An 18,560-nucleotide genomic window follows, 5' to 3' on the forward strand; every position below is an offset into this window, starting at 1 on the left:
TCCCGAACAGGACAGTGAAACGCCTCTGCGCCGATGATAGTGCGGATTCCCGTGTGAAAGTAGGACATCGTCAGGCTATTTATTTAAACCCCCACCAGAGTAATCTGGCGGGGGTTTTGCTTTTGCGGCGGCAATAATCGAATTGAGTTTCCAATAAAACTCGACTCCATATCTGAGTATCAGGTCGGCTGCCTTCTAAGCAGGGCGCAATACACCATCGGCGCACTTCAACGCCCAGTCTTCCAGCAGGCCTTCGACGACCTCCGTCGCCGCTGAGATCTCCATCCCGCCATGGATGGGCGTTTGGGCCAGCCACTCCACCAACTCGGACCCACGGCACTCGCCAACCTCCAGCATGTGGAACATCACCAAGGCGCGCACGGCGTGCCGTCGGTGTTTCGCTGGATCGCGGATGAACGCCTGCAAACGCCCGCGACTCGCCCGCAAGGCCGCGGCGACATCGACAAAGGGCCGGCCATGCCCTGGGATCACGAGTACCGGATCCAGCGCCTCGATGGCATCCAGCGTGTCCAGACACGGACCAAAACCAGGCTCACCGACCAATTCCGGAAAAATGATCGCCAAGCGCCGCTCCCACAGCGCGTCGCCGGAAATCAACACCCGAGACGCCGGCTCGAACAGCATCAGCGCGGTGGGGTCGTGCCCGGGCGCCGCATGAACCTCCCATGTGGCGGCACCGAGCTGCAGGGCATCGCCGGCTGACAGCGCGCCGTCCGCAACAAACGGCTCGCATCGCTGGTCAGTCGCTGAAAACGTGAGCTGTTGCTCGTCCCATGTGTTCACCGCCTCATAGCACGCTCGGGGGACAAGTGTTTCAACGGCCCAGCGCCGCTGCAGGGCCGCATTGCCGCCACAGTGGTCTGAGTGCAGGTGCGTGTTGACGATGCGTGCGAGCGGCCCTTCAGCGAGGCCCTTCTCGATCAGCGCAACGGTCTGCGCTGCATGGGCTGAATAACCGGTGTCCACCACAGTCGCAGGGGCAGCCGGTGACTCGGCGAACAACACGTTGTTGGACGACAGCCAGCCACGCTCGAACACCCGCAGGCCCAGCCGGCCGAACAGTGCACCGACGGCGGAGGCGTCAATCGGTGTCACGGTCATTCACGCGGGCGTTCGCAATTCGCGACGCAGGATCTTGCCGACGTTGGTCTTTGGCAGGTCGTCGCGGAACTCGATGTACTTCGGTCGCTTGTAGGCGGTGAAGTTGTCGCGGCAATACCGGGCGAGGTCGTCTTCCGACAGGGTGGCGTCCTTCTTGACCACGAACAGTTTCACCGCTTCGCCGGACTTCTCGTCCTCCACACCGACCGCCGCACACTCCAGCACGCCGGGATGCAGGCTGACCACCTGCTCGATCTCGTTGGGGTACACATTGAATCCGGACACGAGGATCATGTCCTTCTTGCGGTCCACGATCTTCACGTAACCCCGCGCGTCCATCACCCCGATGTCGCCGGAACGGAAGAAGCCGTCGGAAGTCATGACCAGGGCCGTTTCGTCGGGCCGGTTCCAGTATCCCGCCATCACTTGCGGGCCGCGAATGCAGATCTCGCCCGGATGTCCCAAGGCCACGTCGTTGCCTTCGTCGTCGCGGATGGCGATGTCCGTGGACGGCACCGGCAGCCCGATGGTGCCGGTGAACTCCTGAAGATCGAGGCGGTTGCTGGTGGCGACTGGCGAGGTTTCCGACAGGCCGTAGCCCTCCACCACCGGGCAACCGGTGATCTGCAGCCAGCGTTCCGCGGTTGCCTGCTGCACCGCCATGCCGCCACCGTTGGACACCACCAGCTCGCTGAAGTCCAGCCGCGCAAACTCCGGGTCATTCGACAGCGCGTTGAACAGTGTGTTGACGGCGGGGAACATGTTCACCCGATGCCGGCTCAGCGTCTTCACCAGCCCCGGGATGTCGCGCGGGTTGGGTATCAGCAGGTTCATCGCCCCCATCCGCACGCCCAGCATGTAGCACACCGTCAACGCGAAGATGTGGTACAGCGGCAGCGCGCACACCACGGTCAGCGGTTTGTCGCCCAGCTTGTCCAGCATGGGCTTGAACCAGGCCTCGGACTGCAGGATGTTGGCAACGACGTTGCGGTGAAGCAGGGTCGCGCCCTTGCTCACCCCTGTGGTGCCGCCGGTGTACTGCAGGAAGGCCACGTCCTCCGGGCCGATGGTGGGCCGACGCAAGGACAGGCGCGTGCCTTCGGCCAAGGCCATGTTGAAGCGGGTCACGCTGTAGCCACCGTCCGCGGGCAGGCGGTATTCCGGCACCATCTTGCGGGCGTGACGCACGACGAAGTTGACGAGTTGTCCCTTCCAGAAACCGAGCAGGTCCCCCATGGATGCGAGCACGACATGCCGCACGTCGGTCCGGGCGATCACCTCTTCCAGCGTGTGCGCAAAATTCTCCAGAACCACAATGGCCTGCGCGCCCGAGTCCCTGAGTTGATGCTCCAGCTCGCGCGGGGTGTACAGGGGGTTCACGTTCACCACCACGTAGCCGGCGCGCAGCACCGCGGCGATCGCCACCATGTACTGCGGCAGGTTGGGCATCATCAGCGCCACCCGCGCGCCGGGCGCCAGGTCGCGGCTCTGCAACCAGGCGCCCAAGGCCTGTGACATCTCGTCGAGGTCGCGGAACTTGATGCGCTTGTCCATGCAATCGGCCGCGTCGCGTGCAGCGTGCTGCCGAAAGGAATCCTCCAGCAGCTGGGCCAGCGACTCGTACACGTCGGTCCGCACTTCAGCCGGTACGCCGGGGGGGTAGTGGTTCAACCAGGGTTTCTGCACGCGGGCTCCGCAAGGTGTTTGCGGCATGGTCGCGGCGCCCAGCGGCCGGAGCTACGGTAGTTGCACTAACGGATCGCCGGCTTCCAGGCGAAATACGGCGGGTACTGTCGCCATCGCGACAGCATCCGCTGTGAAGAGGCGCTGCCGCAAGGCCTCTTCGCGCTCTGCGACCGTGGCCAGGAAACGTTCGGCGCCGCGCATCTGCCGGAAGGTGTCGAATCCACGCTCCAGGAAGGCCTGCAGCGTCGCCAGCCCTGCACTGCGCGCCGGCGCCCGCATCAACCGCAGGCTATGGCGCAGCACCGGGTTGCGTGTCAAACGATCGAGGGCGCGTCCAACGTCCAGCGTCATGCGGATCTGGTCACTGCGCGCGTCCGGTTCGCCGGTCGCCTGCCATGCCGCCACGTAGGAAGCCCGGGTTAACGAAGCCGACGGCAGGTGCATGCCCATGCGGGTGTCCAGGCGCTCGGACAAGGCGTGCAAGGCAGCCAGCGCCTCCACCGTCTGCACGATCTCTTCCGGGAACAGCCGCACCAGGGCTGGCACGATGCGCACGAACTGGGCATCCCGCTCGGAGAAGTCCCCAGGCCCGTACAGCTCCTCGAGGAAGAACGTGGCCGCGCCGCGATAGCGGGCGTCACCCAGCAGATCGGCGTAGCCGCGCCGGAAACGTGCCTGCTGATACGCCTTGACGGCCATCACACGGTCCTGCAGCCCTGGCATGGCCTGGCGGCCTGCGCGTTCGTCGGCCACGGACTGCAGGTGCGTGAGGATGCGTTGGCCGGCTGGCGTCATGAGGCGCAAGCGTAGCAGCGGACCCCTGGGGTTTCCGTGGTGGCGATCTAGTCGCCCGCCTCTACGGTGCCAGCGCCCGGGGATGCAAAACTGCCTGCCACCATGCAACGACGACGACTCCTCCAACTCGGCCTGGGCGGCGCTGCCGTGCTGGCCCTCGCCGGCGCCGGCGTGGCGCTGGTCCGCCCGGGGCTGACGGGCGGGCGTTTGTCGGCGGGGGGGCGTGCTGTGTTCCGTGCCGTCGGTGCCGCCGTGCTGGACGGCGCGCTGCCCACGGACGCCAGCGCCCGACTGCGCAGCCTCGACGGGCTGCTCGCCCGGCTCGAGGGCACCATCGCCGGCTTGGCACCACACGCACAGGACGAGTTGTCCACGCTGCTGGCGCTGCTGGCCAGCGCGCCGGGCCGTGTCGGACTGGCGGGGCTGACGACCGACTGGTCCGACGCGAGCGTCGCGCAGGTGCATGCCGCACTGCAGGCGATGCGCACATCCGCGCTGGCGGTGCGCCAGCAGGCGTACTTCGCACTGCGGGAACTCACCAACGCGGCCTACTTCGCCGACCCAACCACCTGGGCGTGGCTGGGGTATCCCGGCCCCAACGACGTTTGAGCCACCCCAACACGATGAGTCAACGCCCGGATCCCATTCGCGAAGGCCTGGCACGCGGTTGGCGCGTGCACGGCGGCCCGCATGCCGCCCTGCCATCCACCCACACCTGTGATGTGGCGATCGTCGGCAGCGGCGCGGGCGCCGGCATCACCGCCGAGCTGCTCACGGCTGCTGGGCTCGACGTGCTGATCGTCGAAGAAGGGCCGCTCAAGTCGAGCAGCGACTTCCGCCAGCTGGAAAGCGAAGCCTATCCCAGCCTCTACCAGGAAAGCGCCAGCCGGCAGAGCGCCGACAAGGCCATCACCATCCTGCAGGGGCGCTGTGTCGGCGGGTCCACCACCGTCAACTGGACGAGTTCCTTTCGCACGCCCCCCGAAACCTTGCGCTACTGGCAGCAGCAGTTCGGCCTGGGCGGCCTGGACGAACACAGCATGGCGCCCTGGTTCGCCCAGGCGGAGAAGCGGCTCAACATCGCGCCGTGGGAAGTGGCCCCCAACGAAAACAATGACCTGCTGCGGCGCGGTGCCCAGGCGCTGGGCATTCCCGCGGCCGGCATCCGGCGCAACGTGAAGAACTGCTGGAACCTGGGCTCCTGCGGCATGGGCTGTCCCACCAATGCCAAGCAGTCGATGCTGATCACCACCATCCCTGCGGCACTGGAACGCGGCGCGCGGCTGTGGGTGCAAACGCGCGCGCAGTCGCTTGAGCTGGCCAATGGCCGGGTGCGCGCGCTGCTGTGCCAGCCGATGAACGACGCCGGCCAGCCCACCGGCACGCTGGTGCGTGTGAACGCGAAGCACTATGTGGTTGCCGGTGGTGCCATCAACTCGCCGGCGTTGCTGTTGCGCTCCGGTGCGCCCGATCCGCATGGCGCCCTGGGCCGGCGCACCTTCCTCCATCCGACCGTGCTGTCGTCCAGCGTGTTCGACCATCGGGTGGAGCCCTGGAGCGGTGCCCCGCAAACCGTGTACACCGACCATTTCCTGCACGTGGCCGCCATCGACGGCCCCATGGGCTACAAGCTGGAAGCGCCGCCGGTGCATCCCTTGATCTACACCTCCAAGCAGGTGGGCCTGGGGCGCGAGCAGGTGGACCGGCTGAAGAGCTATCCCAACACCCACATGCTGCTGGCCTTGCTGCGCGACGGCTTCCATGCCGAATCGCCGGGCGGCCGCGTCGGCCTGCGACCGGACGGTTCGGCCGTGCTGGACTACCCGCTCACCGACTTTGTGATGGAGGGCGCCCGGCGTGCATTGCTCAGCATGGCCGAGCTGCAATTTGCCGCCGGTGCGCAGACGGTGATGCCCTTGCATGAGCTGGCGCTGCCTTACCGCTCGTGGAGCGAAGCGCGTGCGGCGATCCAGGCGCTCCCGATGAAGCCGCTGCTCACGCGGGTGGCCAGCGCCCATGTGATGGGCGGCTGCGGCATGGCGGGCGATGAACGGCATGGCGTGGTGCGGCCCGATGGCCTGCACTGGCAGATCGACAATCTGTCGGTGCACGATGGTTCGCTCTTCCCCACCAGCATCGGCGCCAACCCGCAGCTGTCGATCTACGGCCTCACCAACCGGCTCGCGACCCAGCTCGCCAAGCGGCTGGCGGGGCGTGATGTGGCACTGGCCTGATGCACCGCACCGCATGCTGGCCCGTCTTCAGCAGCTGATCGTTCTGACCTTGCTGCTCGCCACCGGGGCGTGGCTGGCGCATTGGGCGGCGGCAGGCCGGCCGCTGCTCGCTGTCGGGGGCGCCCTGCTGATGGTGTTCGGCTACGCGTTGGTACTGGGCTTCGAGTTCATGGTGCTGCGCCTAGCGCATGGCACCGACCCCGCGCCCCGTGCGAGTGGCTTCCAGCTGTTGCGCGCCTGGTGGGGCGAGGTGATCACGGCGCCCAGCGTCTTCTACTGGCGCCAGCCATTCCGCTCGCGCGCGGAACCCGATCACCTGCCGGCACACGCGCGCGGCCGGCGTGGCGTGCTGCTGGTGCATGGCTTCGTCTGCAACCGCGGCCTGTGGAACCCCTGGATGCGGCGCTTGCGCGCAGACGGCATCCCGTTCGTGGCCGTCAACCTGGAGCCGGTGTTCGGCTCCATCGACCGTTACGACGACATCGTGGAGGCGGGCCTGCGGCAGCTCGAGGCGGCCACCGGCGTGCAGCCGGTGATCGTGGCGCACAGCATGGGTGGGCTGGCCGTGCGCGCCTGGCTGCGCCGCACCGGCAATGACGAGCGTGTACAACGCGTGTTCACCATCGGCACGCCCCACCATGGCACCTGGTTGGGCCGGTATTCGCGCACCACCAATACCCGCCAGATGCGGCTGGGCGGTGAATGGCTGCGGCAGCTGGCGTCAGCCGAGCCGCCGGCGCGCTACCAGCGCTTCACCTGCTTCTACAGCCACTGCGACAACATCGTGTTCCCGCCCTCGACCGCCACGCTGCCCGGGGCGGACAACCGCCACATCGTGGGCTGGTCGCATGTGCACCTGGCGTTTCATCCCCAGGTGTTCGAGGCCGTCATGCGCTTGCTTCGGTCTTAGGCTGCAGCACGCCGCGGCGCATCTGGTCGAGCTCGATGCTCTCGAACAGCGCCTTGAAGTTGCCTTCGCCAAAGCCCTGGTCACCCTTGCGCTGGATGAACTCGAAGAAGATGGGACCGAGCTGGTTCTCCGAGAAGATCTGCAGCAGCAGTTCACCCGCCTTGCCGTCGACGAGGATCTTGCGTTTTTTAAGTTCCGCCAGGTCCTCGCCATGGCCGGGGATGCGCTTGTCCACCAGCTCGTAGTAGGTGTCGATCGTGTCCAGCAGCTTCACACCGCGCTCTCGCAAGGCGTCCACGGTCTTGTAGAGGTCGGTGGAGCCCAGCGCAATGTGCTGAATGCCCTCGCCACGGTACATGTCCAGGTACTCCTGGATCTGCCCCGGCTTCTCGTTGCCCTCTTCGTTGATCGGGATGCGGATCTTGCCGCAGGGGCTGGTCATCGCCTTGCTCTTCACGCCGGTGACCTGACCCTCGATGTCGAAGTAGCGGATCTCCCGGAAGTTGAACAGCCGCTCGTAGAAGTCCGCCCACTCGGCCATACGGCCGCGGTGCACGTTGTGCGTGAGGTGGTCGATGTAGGTCAGGCCGTGGCCGGTGGGATTGAGCGCCGCGCTCGAGCCTGGTGACAGCGGCTCGAAGTCCACGTCGTAGAAGCCGATGTTGCCGATGTCGCCTTCGCGTGCACCGTTCTTGCCGCGCCAGCGGTCCACGAAGTAGATGAGCGAGTCGCCGATGCCCTTGATGGCGGGGATGTTGAGCTCGCCCGGGCCTGCCTGCCCGGCATAACCCCAGGCGCCCAGGTCCAGCGCCCGCTGGTAGGCCTTGGCGGCGTCCTGCACGCGGAAGGCGATGGCGCAGATGCTGGGGCCGTGAAGGCGTGCGAAGCGCTGCGCAAAGGAGTCGGGCTCGGCATTCACGATGAAGTTGATCTGGCCTTGCCGGTACAGGGTGACCTGCTTGTGGCGATGGCGTGCGATCGGCGTGAACCCCATGCGCTCGAACAGCGCGCCCATGGCCTGCGGGTCCGGCGCCGCATATTCGATGAACTCGAAACCGTCGGTGCCCATCGGGTTGTCCCAGGGGGTGAATTGCATGGCTGTCTCCTGTCGGCGGCGCTGGAAGAATTCAGCACTGTAGGCCGATGCGGGCGCAGTTTTTCTGCGTTTTCCACCTCGCGCGGCCCGGTCGGCGCAGGAAAGGTGCATGATCCAGATCATGGAAACAGCGATTCCGCTCGATGCCGTCGATCGGCGCATTCTTCACGCGCTGCAGGCCGATGGCCGAATGACTTACGACGTGCTGGCCTCGCAGGTCGGCCTCTCCTCATCCGCCGCGCTGCGGCGGGTGAAACGGCTGGAGGAGGCAGGCGTCATCGCCGGCTATGTGGCGCTGGTGCGTGCCGACCGGGTGGGTTTGAGCCTCACCGCCTACCTCAACGTGCGGCTGGAAAAACACACCGAGACCCACAAGCGCAACCCAATGGACCTGTTCCGCGCGGCCGTGCAGACCTGGCCGGAGGTGGTGGAGTGCGCGGCCCTCACCGGCGAGATGGATTTCCTGCTGCGGGTGATGGTGCAGGACATGGCGCACTACTCGCGCTTCATCATGGAAACCCTGCTCAAGCATCCCAGCGTGCAGGACTGCAAGACCAGCTTCGTGCTGGACCACGTGAAGAACACCACCGCCTTGCCGGTGTAGCGGGCGCAGCGCCCGCCCCTTCAGTCGTCGAGCTGATGCACCAGCTTGATGGTGGGCTCCAGGCCCAGATTCAGCAGCTGGGCGATGTCGGCCAGGTCGTCCGGCAGGGCGGCGTTGTCCCAGCCCCTCGCGCTGTGCCGGGCCAGCCGGATCGCCAGCAGCACGTTGCGCACCTGCGCCGTGTGGGCGTGTTTGTCGTCGTTCATGCGGATCAGCAGCTCCGGCAGCCGCCAGGCGCGCATCAGCGCCTGCTGCAGGTCGGCCAGCTCGATGTTGAGCACCTCGTGTTGCACCACGGCCGAGCGCAGGCTGGGGTCGGCCTGCTGCCGTGCGGCGATCTCCAGCGCCAGCGCGGGTGCATGGCACCACAGCAGCATCTCGGCAAAGTCGTGCAGCAGGGCGGCCTGGTGGATCACGGCCGCGTCGTGGTCCATGCGGTGCACAGCGAAGCCCAGCGCGAACTTGGCCGCGCGGCCGGCGCGGTGCAGCACCGCCTGCAGTCCGTCGAGCGCGCCGGGCAGGTCGGCCAGCCGCTCCTCGATGGTAGGTTGCGGCCCGAAGGTCCGAAAGAAGGGCGAGATGCCCAGCAGCACCAGGGCCGCAGTCACGGTTTCCGCGTCTGTGACCCGGCGGCTGGAGCGGTGGGTGGACACATGTGCCATCACCTTCAGCGTCATCAGCGGGTCCCCGGAGATCGTCTCGCCGAGCAGGTTGGCGTCGACCGCGTCCTCGTTCAGGCGCAGCGCTTCCAGCGTGTCGGCCGTTTCGCCAAGCACCGGTATCTCGCTGCGCATGAAGTGCTGCGCCCAGGCCGACACGTCACGCAGCGGCTGCTGCAGCAGGTTCGAGTGGAGCGGGGCGTTCATCGCGTTTTGCCAGGCAACGTACCGGGTTATCGGACGATGCGCCCGCGAGCTTGAGCGCGCTACAGGGACATCACGAATCCATCGCGCGGGTCCGCCTCGCCCTGCAGCAGGCGGAGATACGCGGCAGTGAGCGCTTCGGCGCCATGTGCCTGCACCAGCCGCAGCGCAGGCGATCGACCCTCGGTGGCGTGTTTGACAAACCCGGCCCAGGCCTGGGCGATGCGCAGCTGCAGGCCCTCCTGACCCCAGCCATCGGGTGGCGGTGCGGCCCGGCGCTTCACCTGCGCCGGCGCAAAAAACAGCACCGGCCGCGGCCCGGCCAGGCCGGCCGCGGACCCGAGCTGCTGCCAGTGGGTGCCGCCCACCGAGCAGCTGTGCACCAACTGGCCGTCCCAGTGCGCATGCACGCGCTGGCGCAGCGGCGCGTCGCCCGCCATGTCGATGTAGACCGTGGGAACACCAGGGTCCAGGCTGGCCAGGGCGTCATAGCTCACGACCTGGTCATACAGCTCAAGCGACTCGGTGAAGCCGAGGTTGCGCGGGGAGGTGAGGCCCACCACGCGCAGGGCGCTGGTGGTGCCCCGGCGCTGGGCCAGGCAGAAGGCGGTGCCGTAGGCCGTCTTGCTCGATGCACTGGACAGCAGCACCTGGCTGGCGCCGAAGGCCTGGTTCTCCACCAGGAAGTCGTCGATCAGGAACGAGGTGACGAAGAGTGGCCGCAACACGGCTTGCGCGCCTTCGAGTTGCGCGTGGTACAGCGGGTCGGTGGCGCACCGAAGAAGCTGGTTGTACACCGCCGGCAGCTCGCGGCGGTGCACGCTCGCATCCATGAAGCCGGCGTCGTTCACCCGACCGGGTTGCACCACCAGGTGGCTGGCCATCGGCAGGTAGCCGTACAGGCGCTCGCCCACCTCCACACCCGGCGCACGCGACTCCACCACTTCAGCGAATCCCCACACCGGAATGCAGCCCCACCCGGGCTCACTGGTGGGGAAGAACTGCCAGTACTTCATCGCCTCGCCGAAGGCGGCGTACGTGATGTTGTTGGAGGTGAGCGCGAAGTGGGCGATACGCAGGCGGGCGGCGCCTTCAGGCAAGGCCGCATCGGCATCGGAGGTCTCGACGACGCGGGTGCGGCGCAGGTCGTGGGTGTCGACCTCGAAGCGCAGTCCGGGGGTGGCGGGCATGGCGGGCGTCCTTCAGCAATGTCCTTGTGGGACCGGGGAACCAGCATCGCGCGGGACGCCGCCGCACGCTGTCACGCCCGTGACGCCGGCGTTGCGGCCGGCATCACGGGCGTGCAGGTGTCACAGGCGGCTCACGGGGATGAACCCCACGAGTTCACCGTCCACGTAGAGCGCGCCTTCGGGTGCGCCGGCTTCGTGGTGGAACGCCTGGAACTCGATCACGGGCAGGCGGGCGCCGGCAGGTGCCGGTGCCACGCGCAAGCGGCGTGCGAGGCGGGCCAGCACGGCGCTGGCAGCACGCAGGCTGCTGGCGGCGGTGCGGCGCAGGAAGCTCCCGGCGGGATAGGCGGGAGGGGTCCGGGTCCAGCTCAAAGTCTTCATGAGAGTCTCCATCGGGGGCTGTCCTGCGCCTTCAGGGTGGAGCGCAGTCAGCCTTGCGGTTCAGGGGCTGTGGTGTCGCAGGCGATCGAGTTCGTGGCGCAGCGCCCGTTGGGCCTGCTGGCGTGCGCCGTGGCCTTCGCTGCCATGGCGTCCGGCGCGGCGGAACAGCGCGGCGGCGACCAGGGGATTGCGGGGCTTGCGGGCGGAAAGGGTCAGCTTCTTCATGCGAGGTCTCCTGGACGGGCGGCCAAAAGCAAAGCGGCCCGGGGCAGATGCCACCGGGCCGCTTGCGCCGCCTGCTGATGGATCAGCAGGCTGGTGGTGCAGCGTCCCTGTAGCGGGGTGCTCGAACGGCCTGGCGGTTGACACGGCGACCATGCACGGCGCCGGCGCAGCTGGAGGCAGCGATCGGCAGCAGTGAACGGGCGGGGGCAAACGACATGGCAATCCGGTGGAAGTGGAGGGAGGGGCGTCGCCGGCAAAGTGCTTTGCAGGCTTGCGCAAATGATAAACGAGTCATTATCTTGCGCAAGCACAATTTATCCCTAGAACAAGGGATGCGGGTGACGATGTGTGACGCGCGCCACGCGCGCGCTGCAAGCGTCAGCGCTTGCCTTTGAGCGGCGCCACGCCGTGCTGGCTGCGCTGCCAGAGCGAGTGCGGGTCGTCCGCGGGGGCGGCCGCCGGCGCGCGGGCGGGCGTCGCAGGCTTGGCGGGCTTGGCCACGGAAACAGCGGCGGGTGGCGCGTCCGCCGAGGGCATCAGCACTTCGCCCAGCAGGTCCAGCAGCCGCGTACGGGCGCGCTCGGGGTGGCGCCGGTAGTAGGTGAGCACCAGGCCGACGATGAAGCGCTCGTCGTCGTCCTGCGGCAGGCTGCTGTCGGTGTCCTGCCCTGCGGCCGCCGCGGCCACGAGCGGCTCCCGGCCAGAAGCATGCGGCTTCACGCCGTCGTGCGGCACGTCCATCCAGCCGGGGGGCTTGTGGCACAGCTGTTCGAACTGGCGCGCCAGCCGTTCGCCGATCTGGCGCGAGCGGCTCTTGATCTGGCTCCAGTAGCTCGGCTGGATCTGCAGCCGTTCCGCAAAACGCCGTTCCAGGCCGCGCAAGGTGGCGGCGTCCGGGTGTTTGACGGTATGGCGCACGAACTCGTCAAACAGGGCGAGCGCGTTGTCCAGCCGGACCTGCGCGACGTCGCGTGAGCCTGTTTGCATGGTCGGCAATGATAAATCTTGGTTGATCTGGGCTCGGAGCATGGAGGCATAACATGGGACCGCCCGGGCCGGCTGCAAGAGCCCGCCTCTTGAAAGCCGGGCGAGTGGCCCTTATCTGCGAGCGCGCCCAAACACCACAGCGAGAGCGTTGAACGCCATGCAAAAACAAACGTTGTCCTTCCAGGCCGAGGTCAAGCAGATCCTGCACCTCGTCACCCATTCGCTCTACTCGAACAAGGAGATATTCCTGCGTGAGCTGGTCTCCAATGCGTCGGACGCCTGCGACAAGCTGCGTTTCGAGGCGCTGGACAACTCCGCGCTGTACGAGGACCAGCCCAATCTGGAGATCCGCGTCAGCTTCGATGCGGCCGCCAAGACGATCACCATCCGCGACAACGGCATCGGCATGAGCGCCGAGGAAGCCGTGGCGCACCTGGGCACCATCGCCAAGAGCGGCACGCGCGAGTTCATGGCCAAGCTGGAGGGTGACCAGAAGAAGGATGCCAATCTGATCGGCCAGTTCGGCGTGGGCTTCTACTCCGGCTTCATCGTGGCCGACCGCATCACGGTGGAGTCGCGCCGCGCCGGCCTCAAGCCGGAAGAGGCGGTGCGCTGGAGCTCCGACGGCACCGGTGACTTCGAGGTGGAGCCGATCACACGCGCCGAACGCGGCACCGATGTCATCCTGCACCTTCGCGAGGGCGAGGAGGAGTTCCTCAAGACCTGGAAGCTCAAGTCCATCATCTCCAAGTACTCCGACCATATCTCCCTGCCCATCCTGATGCGCAAGGAGGAATGGGACGCCGACAAGGCGGAGTACCACCTGAAGGACGAGTGGGAGACCGTGAACAAGGCGGCCGCACTCTGGACGCGGCCCAAGAGCGAGGTCACCGACGCGCAGTACCAGGAGTTCTACAAGCAGATCAGCTACGACAGCGATGCGCCGCTGGCCTACACCCACAACCGGGTGGAAGGCCGCACCGAATACACGCAGCTGCTGTACATCCCGGCCAAGGCGCCCTTCGACCTGTGGAACCGCGACAAGCGCGGCGGCGTGAAGCTGTACGTCAAGCGTGTGTTCATCATGGACGACGCCGAGGCGCTGATGCCGGTGTACCTGCGCTTCGTCAAGGGCGTGATCGATTCCGCCGACCTGCCGCTGAACGTGAGCCGCGAGCTGCTGCAGGAAAGCCGCGACGTGAAGGCCATCCGCGAGGGCTCCACCAAGAAGGTGCTGTCCATGCTGGAGGACGTGGCCGAGAACCAGAAGGACAAGTACGCCGCGTTCTGGAAGGAGTTCGGCCCGGTGCTCAAGGAAGGCATCGGCGAAGACCACCAGAACCAGGAGCGCCTGGCCAAGTTGCTGCGCTTTGCATCCACCCATGCCGATGAAGGCGTGTCCTTCGCCGACTACGTGGGCCGCATGAAGGAAGGCCAGGACGCGATCTACTACATCACCGCCGACACGTTGACCGCGGCCAAGAACAGCCCGCAGATCGAGATCTTCCGCAAGAAGGGCATCGAGGTGCTGCTGCTGGTGGACCGGGTGGACGAGTGGATGCTGAGCCACCTGTACGAGTACGAAGGCCACTCGCTGCAGAACATCTCCAAGGGCGCGGTCGATCTCGGCAAGCTGCAGGACGAAGAGGAAAAGAAGAAAGCCGAAGAAGCGGCTACCGCCTTCAAGCCGGTGCTGGACCGGCTGAAGGAAACGCTGAAGGAGCGCGCCAAGGACGTGCGCGTGACCACCCGCCTCGTCGATTCACCCGCCTGCCTGGTGATGGAGGAAGGCGACATGAGCGCCCACCTCGCGCGCATGCTCAAGCAGGCGGGCCAGAAGGCACCCGAGAGCAAGCCGATCCTGGAAGTGAACGCCGAGCATCCGCTGGTGAAGCGCCTGGACGGTGATGCTCGGTTCGACGACCTGGCGCAGATCCTGTTCGACCAGGCCTGGCTGGCCGAAGGTGGCCAGCTGGAAGACCCGGCGAGTTATGTGCAGCGCGTCACCCGGCTGCTCACGCCGGCGTAACGGCCTTCAGTAGACCTCCAGCGGCGGTTCGTCCATGGCCTCCAGCTGCTCGCGCAGCTGGGTGGTCTGCTCCGACCAGTAGGCGGCGCTGCCGAAGTAGGGAAACGCCGCAGGGAAGGCCGGGTCACCCCAGCGCTCGGCCAGCCAGGCGCTGTGGTGGATCATGCGCAAGGTGCGCAAGGGTTCGATGAGCTGCAGCTCGCGGCGGTCGAACGGCATGAACTGCAGGTAGCCGTCCAGCAGCTCGGACAGCTGCCGCGTCATGCCGGCGCGGTCGCCCGACATCAGCATCCACAGGTCCTGGATGGCCGGGCCGGTGCAGGCATCGTCCAGATCCACGAAGTGCGGGCCTTCGCCTTCGCGCCACAGCACGTTGCCGGGATGGCAGTCACCGTGCAGGCGCAACAGCGCAATGTCCCCTGCATCAGCGAACGCCTGCTCGACGCGGGCCAGCACCGCGTCACAAGCGGCTTGCCAGCCGGCCCGCTGGGTGTCCGGCACGAAGCCGCCGTCCAGCAGCAGCTGGCGCGGGCGGTGGCCGAAGGTGACGATGTCCAGCCGCCGCCGGTGGACGAAGGCCTGTTGCCGTCCGACGGCGTGGATGCGGGCGATGAAGCGGCCCAGCCACTGCAGCGTGTCCGGATCATCCAGCTCGGGTGCCCGCCCGGCACGGCGCGGGCTGACGCTGAAACGATGGGCGGTGCCCTCGAGCGTCACGTGGCCCAGCGTGCTGCCGTCGGGCAAGGGCAGGGGCGGCACCATCGGAATGTCCTGGGCGGCCAGCTCCAGCGCGAAGGCATGTTCCTCCAGGATTTGCGCGTCGGTCCAGCGCCCGGGCCGGTAGAACTTCGCGACCACTGCCGACCCGTCTTCCAGGAACACCTGGAACACCCGGTTTTCGTAGGAATTCAGCTGCAGCAGGCGTCCGTCCCCATACAGCCCGGCGGCCTGCAGCGCGTCCAGCACGGCTTGTGGCGTCAGGCCGGCATAACCGTCGTTGTGGGTGGTGGAGGGCAGGTCAGCGGCCATCGCCGCATCCTACGCGGCTGGCCGGCTGTGCCGTCAGTGGCGAACCGGCGGGTTGCCGCGGCGCGGCGGGTCCACCACCACGCCGACGATGTCGCTGGGGTTTTCGGCGGGCGGGACCGAGTCGTCGGCGTCGCGCGGCTGGCGCGCCGCCGCGGTGGCCGACAAAGGCCCGAAGCCGCTCGGGTTGCTTGCGTCGGCGCGACTGTCCGGCGAAAAGAAGGAATCCTGGAACACGCTGGAGTCCTGCCACAGCGCGGTGCGTTCGCGCCGGCGCGTGGCCACGGTGCTGGACAGGGAATCGCGCGCCTGGTGGATGCTGGGCGCGGGCTGCGGGCCGCGGGTGGCCGCGCTGTGCGGCACCAGCAGCTGCAGCTCGGAGACCGAAGGCATGTGGTCCACCGGGCAGCGCAGGTAGCGCACGCGGCAGGCGCCCAGCACCGCCTGCTTGATCTGCAGCACCCGCCGCGAATTGCCGCGGTCCGTGTCCAGGTCGATCGCCGCCAGCACGCGGCCGTTGGCACTGCAGATCGCGAAGGTGACGTGGATGGCGCCCAGCAGGTCGAACCAGAAGCGCACCTCCTGCGGGTCGTTCGGCTGGCAAAACCGCACCAGCGGCAGCTTGGACAGCACGATGTGGTGGGGCAGCGCCTCGCGCAGCTGGCGGTAGACCCGGCGCTCGTCGGTGCTGAACACCGGGCGGGGCACCAGGTTCCACTCCGCAGGCAACGGCCGCGGCGGAGGTGGCTTGCGCTGCCGCATGCCCAGCAGCAGCGCCGCGGGCACCAGCAGCGCCACCGCAGCGAGCGCAATCATCCACGGGAGCGTTTGCTGCATCGCCTGGCCTGAACGGAAGCCGCGGGGCCCCGACAGTGGAGCGACCTCTTGCGACAATTGGTTGCAATTAGGCCATATTACCGCGCAGAGCAACGCGGGCTATCCCCTGAGTTGCGGGGCGGCTCAGCTCTCGCTGCTGCGTCCGGTGCGTCCCAGTTGTTGCTTCACTTCGGCCATCGCCAGCAGCAAGGCGTCCATGCGGCGGGCCTGCACCTTGAGCTGGTAGTCCAGCTCGGCAGCCCGGTCCTCCACCAGCTCGCCCACGCGGGACGCCATGTCCTCGGGTGGCAGCTTGACCACCGCCTGGGATTCCGCGCCCTCGCGCAGGATCCTGGCGCCGGCGTTGCGCGCGATGCGCAGCATGGCGAGGTTCTCGCTCAGCGCGTGGATCACCAGGGTATCGACGCCGCGATTGCGCGCATGCAGCACCGCATGGTCGAACAGGCGCGCCCCATAGCCGCGGCCACGCGCCTTGCCGAGCACCGAGACGCCGAACTCGGCCAGGGAGGCTTCGGCGGTGTCCGGATACGCCAGGTGCGCCATCGCGATCAACTGCAAGCGACGGTTGAAGACGCCGAACACCTCGTCGCGCTCGAAGTCGATCAGGTCGACGTAGCGGGTGATCTGCTCGTCCGACGCCGCGTAGCCGAATCGGAGGTAGCGGTCACTCTCGTTGAGCGACAGCAGGTGCGTGAGGATGCGCGTGCGGTGGCGGGCCGCAAGCGAGCGGATCGGTATCCAGCGGAACGCCGGCGCGGCAGGCGCCTCGGCCGTGTCGGCGGATGGGTGCTCGGCGGGCAGCGCCCGCTGAAGAAAGTCACCGGGGAATCCCATTCGGGCCCTCCAGAAATTAGGTAGTTACCCTGATACTACCTGAGCTGACTGGGGAGCGTGCTCCACTGCTGCGCTGCAGCAACCCCGCGGAGTGGCTGGCGCCGAGTGGCTCGCCTGCGCTATACTGGCGGGCTTTCCCGTCAACGGCGAGGGAAAGGCGCGTTCCGAGAGGCCACCTGACTGAAGTGGCACCGACGAAGCGATCAAGACATTTTCGCCGTGAACCGGTGTGCCGCCCTCTGCAGTCTGCGGCGCGCCCCATTGAAAGACCCTCATGAAGACCTTCAGCGCCAAACCGGCCGAGGTGAAGCACGAGTGGTTTGTGATTGACGCCACCGACAAGGTGCTCGGACGTGTTGCCAGCGAAGTGGCACTCCGTTTGCGCGGCAAGCACAAGGCCATCTACACGCCTCACGTCGATACCGGTGATTTCATCGTCGTCGTCAATGCCGACAAGCTCCGTGTCACGGGCAACAAGGCCACCGACAAGGTGTACTACCGTCACTCGGGCTTCCCCGGCGGCATCTATGCCACCAAGTTCAAGGACATGCAGGCCAAGCACCCCGGCCGCGCACTGGAGAAGGCCGTCAAGGGCATGCTCCCCAAGGGTCCTCTGGGCTACGCGATGGTGAAGAAGCTGAAGGTGTACGCCGGTGGAACCCACCCGCACACCGCCCAGCAACCCAAGGTCCTCGAGATCTAAGGAGCGGTTGATGATCGGAAATTGGAACTACGGCACCGGCCGCCGCAAGTCGTCGGTGGCCCGGGTGTTCATGAAGAAGGGCACCGGCCAGATCACGGTGAACGGCAAGACGGTGGACGAGTACTTCGGCCGCCAGACGTCGATCATGATCGTCAAGCAGCCCCTGTACCTGACCAACAACGTCGAAGCCTTCGACATCAAGGTCAACGTCAAGGGTGGCGGTGAGTCCGGCCAGGCCGGCGCCGTGCGCCACGGCATCACCCGTGCGCTGATCGACTATGACGCAGCGCTCAAGGGCGAACTGAGCCACGCCGGCTTCGTGACCCGTGACGCCCGTGAAGTCGAGCGCAAGAAGGTCGGCCTGCACGGCGCCCGCCGTCGCAAGCAGTTCAGCAAGCGCTAAGTGTTGGCCCCCGGGCTGCGGAGTACCGCAGTCCACCCCCCGAGGGGGTGCCGCCCTTGCTTGGGGCGGCCCGGCGCGGCGGGCGGCACCTGCCCTGCAAGGGTGGCCAGCCGCTCTGTCAGGGTGGCCCCCTACCCTGCAAGGGTGGACGCAGCCCCCGGACCGCACGACAAAGCCGCTCTTTCCGGGCGGCTTTGTGCTTTTCAAACCGGCGTCCATCCCCATCTATGGGATCATTCCGCCTCTAGCCAGGAGTTTTTGCCATGAGCGCCGTTGCCGAACAGACCCCCACCACCGAGATGCCCGCGCCGCTGATCTTCACCGACAGCGCAGCCGCCAAGGTGGCCGATCTGGTCGCCGAAGAAGGCAATCCTGAACTCAAGCTGCGCGTCTTCGTGCAAGGCGGCGGCTGCTCGGGTTTCCAGTACGGTTTCACTTTCGACGAGATCGTGAACGAGGACGACACCCAGATGTCCAAGAACGGTGTCACCCTGCTGATCGATGCGATGAGCCTGCAGTACCTGATGGGCGCCGAGATCGACTACAAGGAAGACCTGCAGGGCGCGCAGTTCGTGATCAAGAACCCGAACGCCACCACCACCTGCGGTTGCGGCTCGAGCTTCTCCGCCTGAGGC

At 67.0% G+C, this 18,560-nt stretch carries 20 protein-coding genes; 8 read left to right on the top strand and 12 right to left on the bottom strand.

Annotated features, from left to right (window positions below; translation table 11 throughout):
- Positions 1-195: 195 nt before the first annotated feature.
- From VPH43_RS22775 to VPH43_RS22785, 3 genes are read right to left on the bottom strand one after another with little or no spacing between them, the layout of a single operon-like run.
- Positions 196-1,122: an MBL fold metallo-hydrolase gene (locus VPH43_RS22775; protein ID WP_328580063.1), complete on the bottom strand. Its 927-nt coding sequence runs from the start codon at positions 1,120-1,122 to the stop codon at positions 196-198.
- The gene (locus VPH43_RS22780; RefSeq protein WP_328580064.1) at positions 1,123-2,808 is read right to left on the bottom strand and encodes a long-chain-fatty-acid--CoA ligase; all 1,686 of its coding nucleotides are present in this window, start codon (positions 2,806-2,808) and stop codon (positions 1,123-1,125) included.
- A gap of 51 nt (positions 2,809-2,859) precedes the next feature.
- On the bottom strand, positions 2,860-3,561 hold the full coding sequence (locus tag VPH43_RS22785; protein WP_328580065.1) for an FFLEELY motif protein: 702 nt from the start codon (positions 3,559-3,561) through the stop codon (positions 2,860-2,862).
- A gap of 144 nt (positions 3,562-3,705) precedes the next feature.
- Here VPH43_RS22785 and VPH43_RS22790 point away from each other — a divergent pair, with 144 nt between their 5' ends.
- Genes VPH43_RS22790 through VPH43_RS22800 form a run of 3 tightly spaced genes read left to right on the top strand, consistent with a single transcriptional unit; the run spans position 3,706 to position 6,747 of the window.
- Positions 3,706-4,212 carry a hypothetical protein gene (locus VPH43_RS22790; protein WP_328580066.1) on the top strand — a complete coding sequence of 169 codons (507 nt, stop codon included), beginning with the start codon at positions 3,706-3,708 and terminating at the stop codon, positions 4,210-4,212.
- A gap of 14 nt (positions 4,213-4,226) precedes the next feature.
- On the top strand, positions 4,227-5,837 hold the full coding sequence (locus VPH43_RS22795) for a GMC family oxidoreductase (protein ID WP_328580067.1): 1,611 nt from the start codon (positions 4,227-4,229) through the stop codon (positions 5,835-5,837).
- Positions 5,838-5,850: 13 nt separating this feature from the next.
- Complete coding sequence (locus tag VPH43_RS22800; RefSeq protein WP_328580068.1) at positions 5,851-6,747, top strand: esterase/lipase family protein; 897 nt, start codon at positions 5,851-5,853, stop codon at positions 6,745-6,747.
- Here the strand turns inward: VPH43_RS22800 and hppD are convergent.
- On the bottom strand, positions 6,725-7,843 hold the full coding sequence (gene hppD / locus VPH43_RS22805) for a 4-hydroxyphenylpyruvate dioxygenase (protein WP_328580069.1): 1,119 nt from the start codon (positions 7,841-7,843) through the stop codon (positions 6,725-6,727). The genes VPH43_RS22800 and hppD overlap by 23 nt on opposite strands.
- Positions 7,844-7,964: 121 nt before the next feature.
- On the opposite strand from hppD, the gene VPH43_RS22810 reads away from it, so the two are divergent.
- Positions 7,965-8,447 (top strand): Lrp/AsnC family transcriptional regulator, encoded by a 483-nt coding sequence (locus VPH43_RS22810; RefSeq protein ID WP_328580221.1) that lies wholly within the window; start codon positions 7,965-7,967, stop codon positions 8,445-8,447.
- A 20-nt stretch (positions 8,448-8,467) separates the two neighbouring features.
- On the opposite strand, the gene VPH43_RS22815 is transcribed toward VPH43_RS22810, so the two are convergent.
- The 5 genes from VPH43_RS22815 to VPH43_RS22835 all read right to left on the bottom strand — a co-directional run bounded on the left by VPH43_RS22815 (position 8,468) and on the right by VPH43_RS22835 (position 12,093).
- Positions 8,468-9,313, bottom strand: a complete 846-nt coding sequence (locus VPH43_RS22815; protein ID WP_328580070.1) for an HDOD domain-containing protein — start codon at positions 9,311-9,313, stop codon at positions 8,468-8,470.
- A 59-nt stretch (positions 9,314-9,372) separates the two neighbouring features.
- The gene (locus tag VPH43_RS22820) at positions 9,373-10,500 is read right to left on the bottom strand and encodes a DUF2855 family protein (RefSeq protein ID WP_328580071.1); all 1,128 of its coding nucleotides are present in this window, start codon (positions 10,498-10,500) and stop codon (positions 9,373-9,375) included.
- A gap of 120 nt (positions 10,501-10,620) precedes the next feature.
- The gene (locus VPH43_RS22825) at positions 10,621-10,881 is read right to left on the bottom strand and encodes a hypothetical protein (protein ID WP_328580072.1); all 261 of its coding nucleotides are present in this window, start codon (positions 10,879-10,881) and stop codon (positions 10,621-10,623) included.
- A 60-nt stretch (positions 10,882-10,941) separates the two neighbouring features.
- Positions 10,942-11,106, bottom strand: coding sequence for a hypothetical protein (locus VPH43_RS22830; protein WP_328580073.1), 165 nt, complete (start codon positions 11,104-11,106; stop codon positions 10,942-10,944).
- A 378-nt stretch (positions 11,107-11,484) separates the two neighbouring features.
- Positions 11,485-12,093, bottom strand: a complete 609-nt coding sequence (locus VPH43_RS22835) for a hypothetical protein (protein WP_328580074.1) — start codon at positions 12,091-12,093, stop codon at positions 11,485-11,487.
- A gap of 157 nt (positions 12,094-12,250) precedes the next feature.
- On the opposite strand from VPH43_RS22835, the gene htpG reads away from it, so the two are divergent.
- Positions 12,251-14,122 carry a molecular chaperone HtpG gene (htpG, locus tag VPH43_RS22840; RefSeq protein WP_328580075.1) on the top strand — a complete coding sequence of 624 codons (1,872 nt, stop codon included), beginning with the start codon at positions 12,251-12,253 and terminating at the stop codon, positions 14,120-14,122.
- Between the two features lie 6 nt (positions 14,123-14,128).
- Here htpG and VPH43_RS22845 read toward each other — a convergent pair whose 3' ends face one another.
- From VPH43_RS22845 to VPH43_RS22855, 3 genes are all read right to left on the bottom strand, one after another.
- Positions 14,129-15,151: a serine/threonine protein kinase gene (locus VPH43_RS22845; RefSeq protein WP_328580076.1), complete on the bottom strand. Its 1,023-nt coding sequence runs from the start codon at positions 15,149-15,151 to the stop codon at positions 14,129-14,131.
- Positions 15,152-15,184: 33 nt separating this feature from the next.
- Positions 15,185-15,985, bottom strand: a complete 801-nt coding sequence (locus VPH43_RS22850; protein WP_328580077.1) for a DUF2726 domain-containing protein — start codon at positions 15,983-15,985, stop codon at positions 15,185-15,187.
- Positions 15,986-16,108: 123 nt separating this feature from the next.
- Positions 16,109-16,819, bottom strand: a complete 711-nt coding sequence (locus VPH43_RS22855) for a GNAT family N-acetyltransferase (protein ID WP_328580078.1) — start codon at positions 16,817-16,819, stop codon at positions 16,109-16,111.
- 274 nt (positions 16,820-17,093) lie between these two features.
- Here VPH43_RS22855 and rplM point away from each other — a divergent pair, with 274 nt between their 5' ends.
- The 3 genes from rplM (at position 17,094) to erpA (ending at position 18,557) form a co-directional block, all read left to right on the top strand.
- Positions 17,094-17,522, top strand: coding sequence for a 50S ribosomal protein L13 (gene rplM, locus VPH43_RS22860; protein ID WP_328580079.1), 429 nt, complete (start codon positions 17,094-17,096; stop codon positions 17,520-17,522).
- Between the two features lie 10 nt (positions 17,523-17,532).
- Entirely contained in the window at positions 17,533-17,925 is a 393-nt protein-coding gene (rpsI, locus tag VPH43_RS22865; protein WP_328580080.1) for a 30S ribosomal protein S9, read from the top strand.
- Positions 17,926-18,188: 263 nt separating this feature from the next.
- On the top strand, positions 18,189-18,557 hold the full coding sequence (gene erpA / locus VPH43_RS22870; RefSeq protein WP_328580081.1) for an iron-sulfur cluster insertion protein ErpA: 369 nt from the start codon (positions 18,189-18,191) through the stop codon (positions 18,555-18,557).
- The last annotated feature ends 3 nt before the right edge of the window (positions 18,558-18,560 follow it).

Source organism: Ideonella sp. BN130291, assembly GCF_036231905.1.
Lineage (GTDB): Bacteria > Pseudomonadota > Gammaproteobacteria > Burkholderiales > Burkholderiaceae_C > CAMLIZ01.

Excerpts from the sequence above, each read along its gene's own strand:
- VPH43_RS22790 (WP_328580066.1), top strand. The coding sequence starts at position 3,706 with ATGCAACGACGACGACTCCTCCAACTCGGCCTGGGCGGCGCTGCCGTG.
- VPH43_RS22810 (WP_328580221.1), top strand. The coding sequence starts at position 7,965 with ATGGAAACAGCGATTCCGCTCGATGCCGTCGATCGGCGCATTCTTCAC.
- VPH43_RS22830 (WP_328580073.1), bottom strand. The coding sequence starts at position 11,106 with ATGAAGAAGCTGACCCTTTCCGCCCGCAAGCCCCGCAATCCCCTGGTC.
- VPH43_RS22845 (WP_328580076.1), bottom strand. The coding sequence starts at position 15,151 with ATGGCCGCTGACCTGCCCTCCACCACCCACAACGACGGTTATGCCGGC.
- rpsI (WP_328580080.1), top strand. The coding sequence starts at position 17,533 with ATGATCGGAAATTGGAACTACGGCACCGGCCGCCGCAAGTCGTCGGTG.
- VPH43_RS22800 (WP_328580068.1), top strand. The coding sequence starts at position 5,851 with ATGCTGGCCCGTCTTCAGCAGCTGATCGTTCTGACCTTGCTGCTCGCC.
- htpG (WP_328580075.1), top strand. The coding sequence starts at position 12,251 with ATGCAAAAACAAACGTTGTCCTTCCAGGCCGAGGTCAAGCAGATCCTG.
- erpA (WP_328580081.1), top strand. The coding sequence starts at position 18,189 with ATGAGCGCCGTTGCCGAACAGACCCCCACCACCGAGATGCCCGCGCCG.
- hppD (WP_328580069.1), bottom strand. The coding sequence starts at position 7,843 with ATGCAATTCACCCCCTGGGACAACCCGATGGGCACCGACGGTTTCGAG.
- VPH43_RS22850 (WP_328580077.1), bottom strand. The coding sequence starts at position 15,985 with ATGCAGCAAACGCTCCCGTGGATGATTGCGCTCGCTGCGGTGGCGCTG.
- VPH43_RS22855 (WP_328580078.1), bottom strand. The coding sequence starts at position 16,819 with ATGGGATTCCCCGGTGACTTTCTTCAGCGGGCGCTGCCCGCCGAGCAC.
- VPH43_RS22815 (WP_328580070.1), bottom strand. The coding sequence starts at position 9,313 with ATGAACGCCCCGCTCCACTCGAACCTGCTGCAGCAGCCGCTGCGTGAC.
- VPH43_RS22820 (WP_328580071.1), bottom strand. The coding sequence starts at position 10,500 with ATGCCCGCCACCCCCGGACTGCGCTTCGAGGTCGACACCCACGACCTG.
- VPH43_RS22795 (WP_328580067.1), top strand. The coding sequence starts at position 4,227 with ATGAGTCAACGCCCGGATCCCATTCGCGAAGGCCTGGCACGCGGTTGG.
- VPH43_RS22775 (WP_328580063.1), bottom strand. The coding sequence starts at position 1,122 with ATGACCGTGACACCGATTGACGCCTCCGCCGTCGGTGCACTGTTCGGC.
- VPH43_RS22825 (WP_328580072.1), bottom strand. The coding sequence starts at position 10,881 with ATGAAGACTTTGAGCTGGACCCGGACCCCTCCCGCCTATCCCGCCGGG.
- VPH43_RS22835 (WP_328580074.1), bottom strand. The coding sequence starts at position 12,093 with ATGCAAACAGGCTCACGCGACGTCGCGCAGGTCCGGCTGGACAACGCG.
- rplM (WP_328580079.1), top strand. The coding sequence starts at position 17,094 with ATGAAGACCTTCAGCGCCAAACCGGCCGAGGTGAAGCACGAGTGGTTT.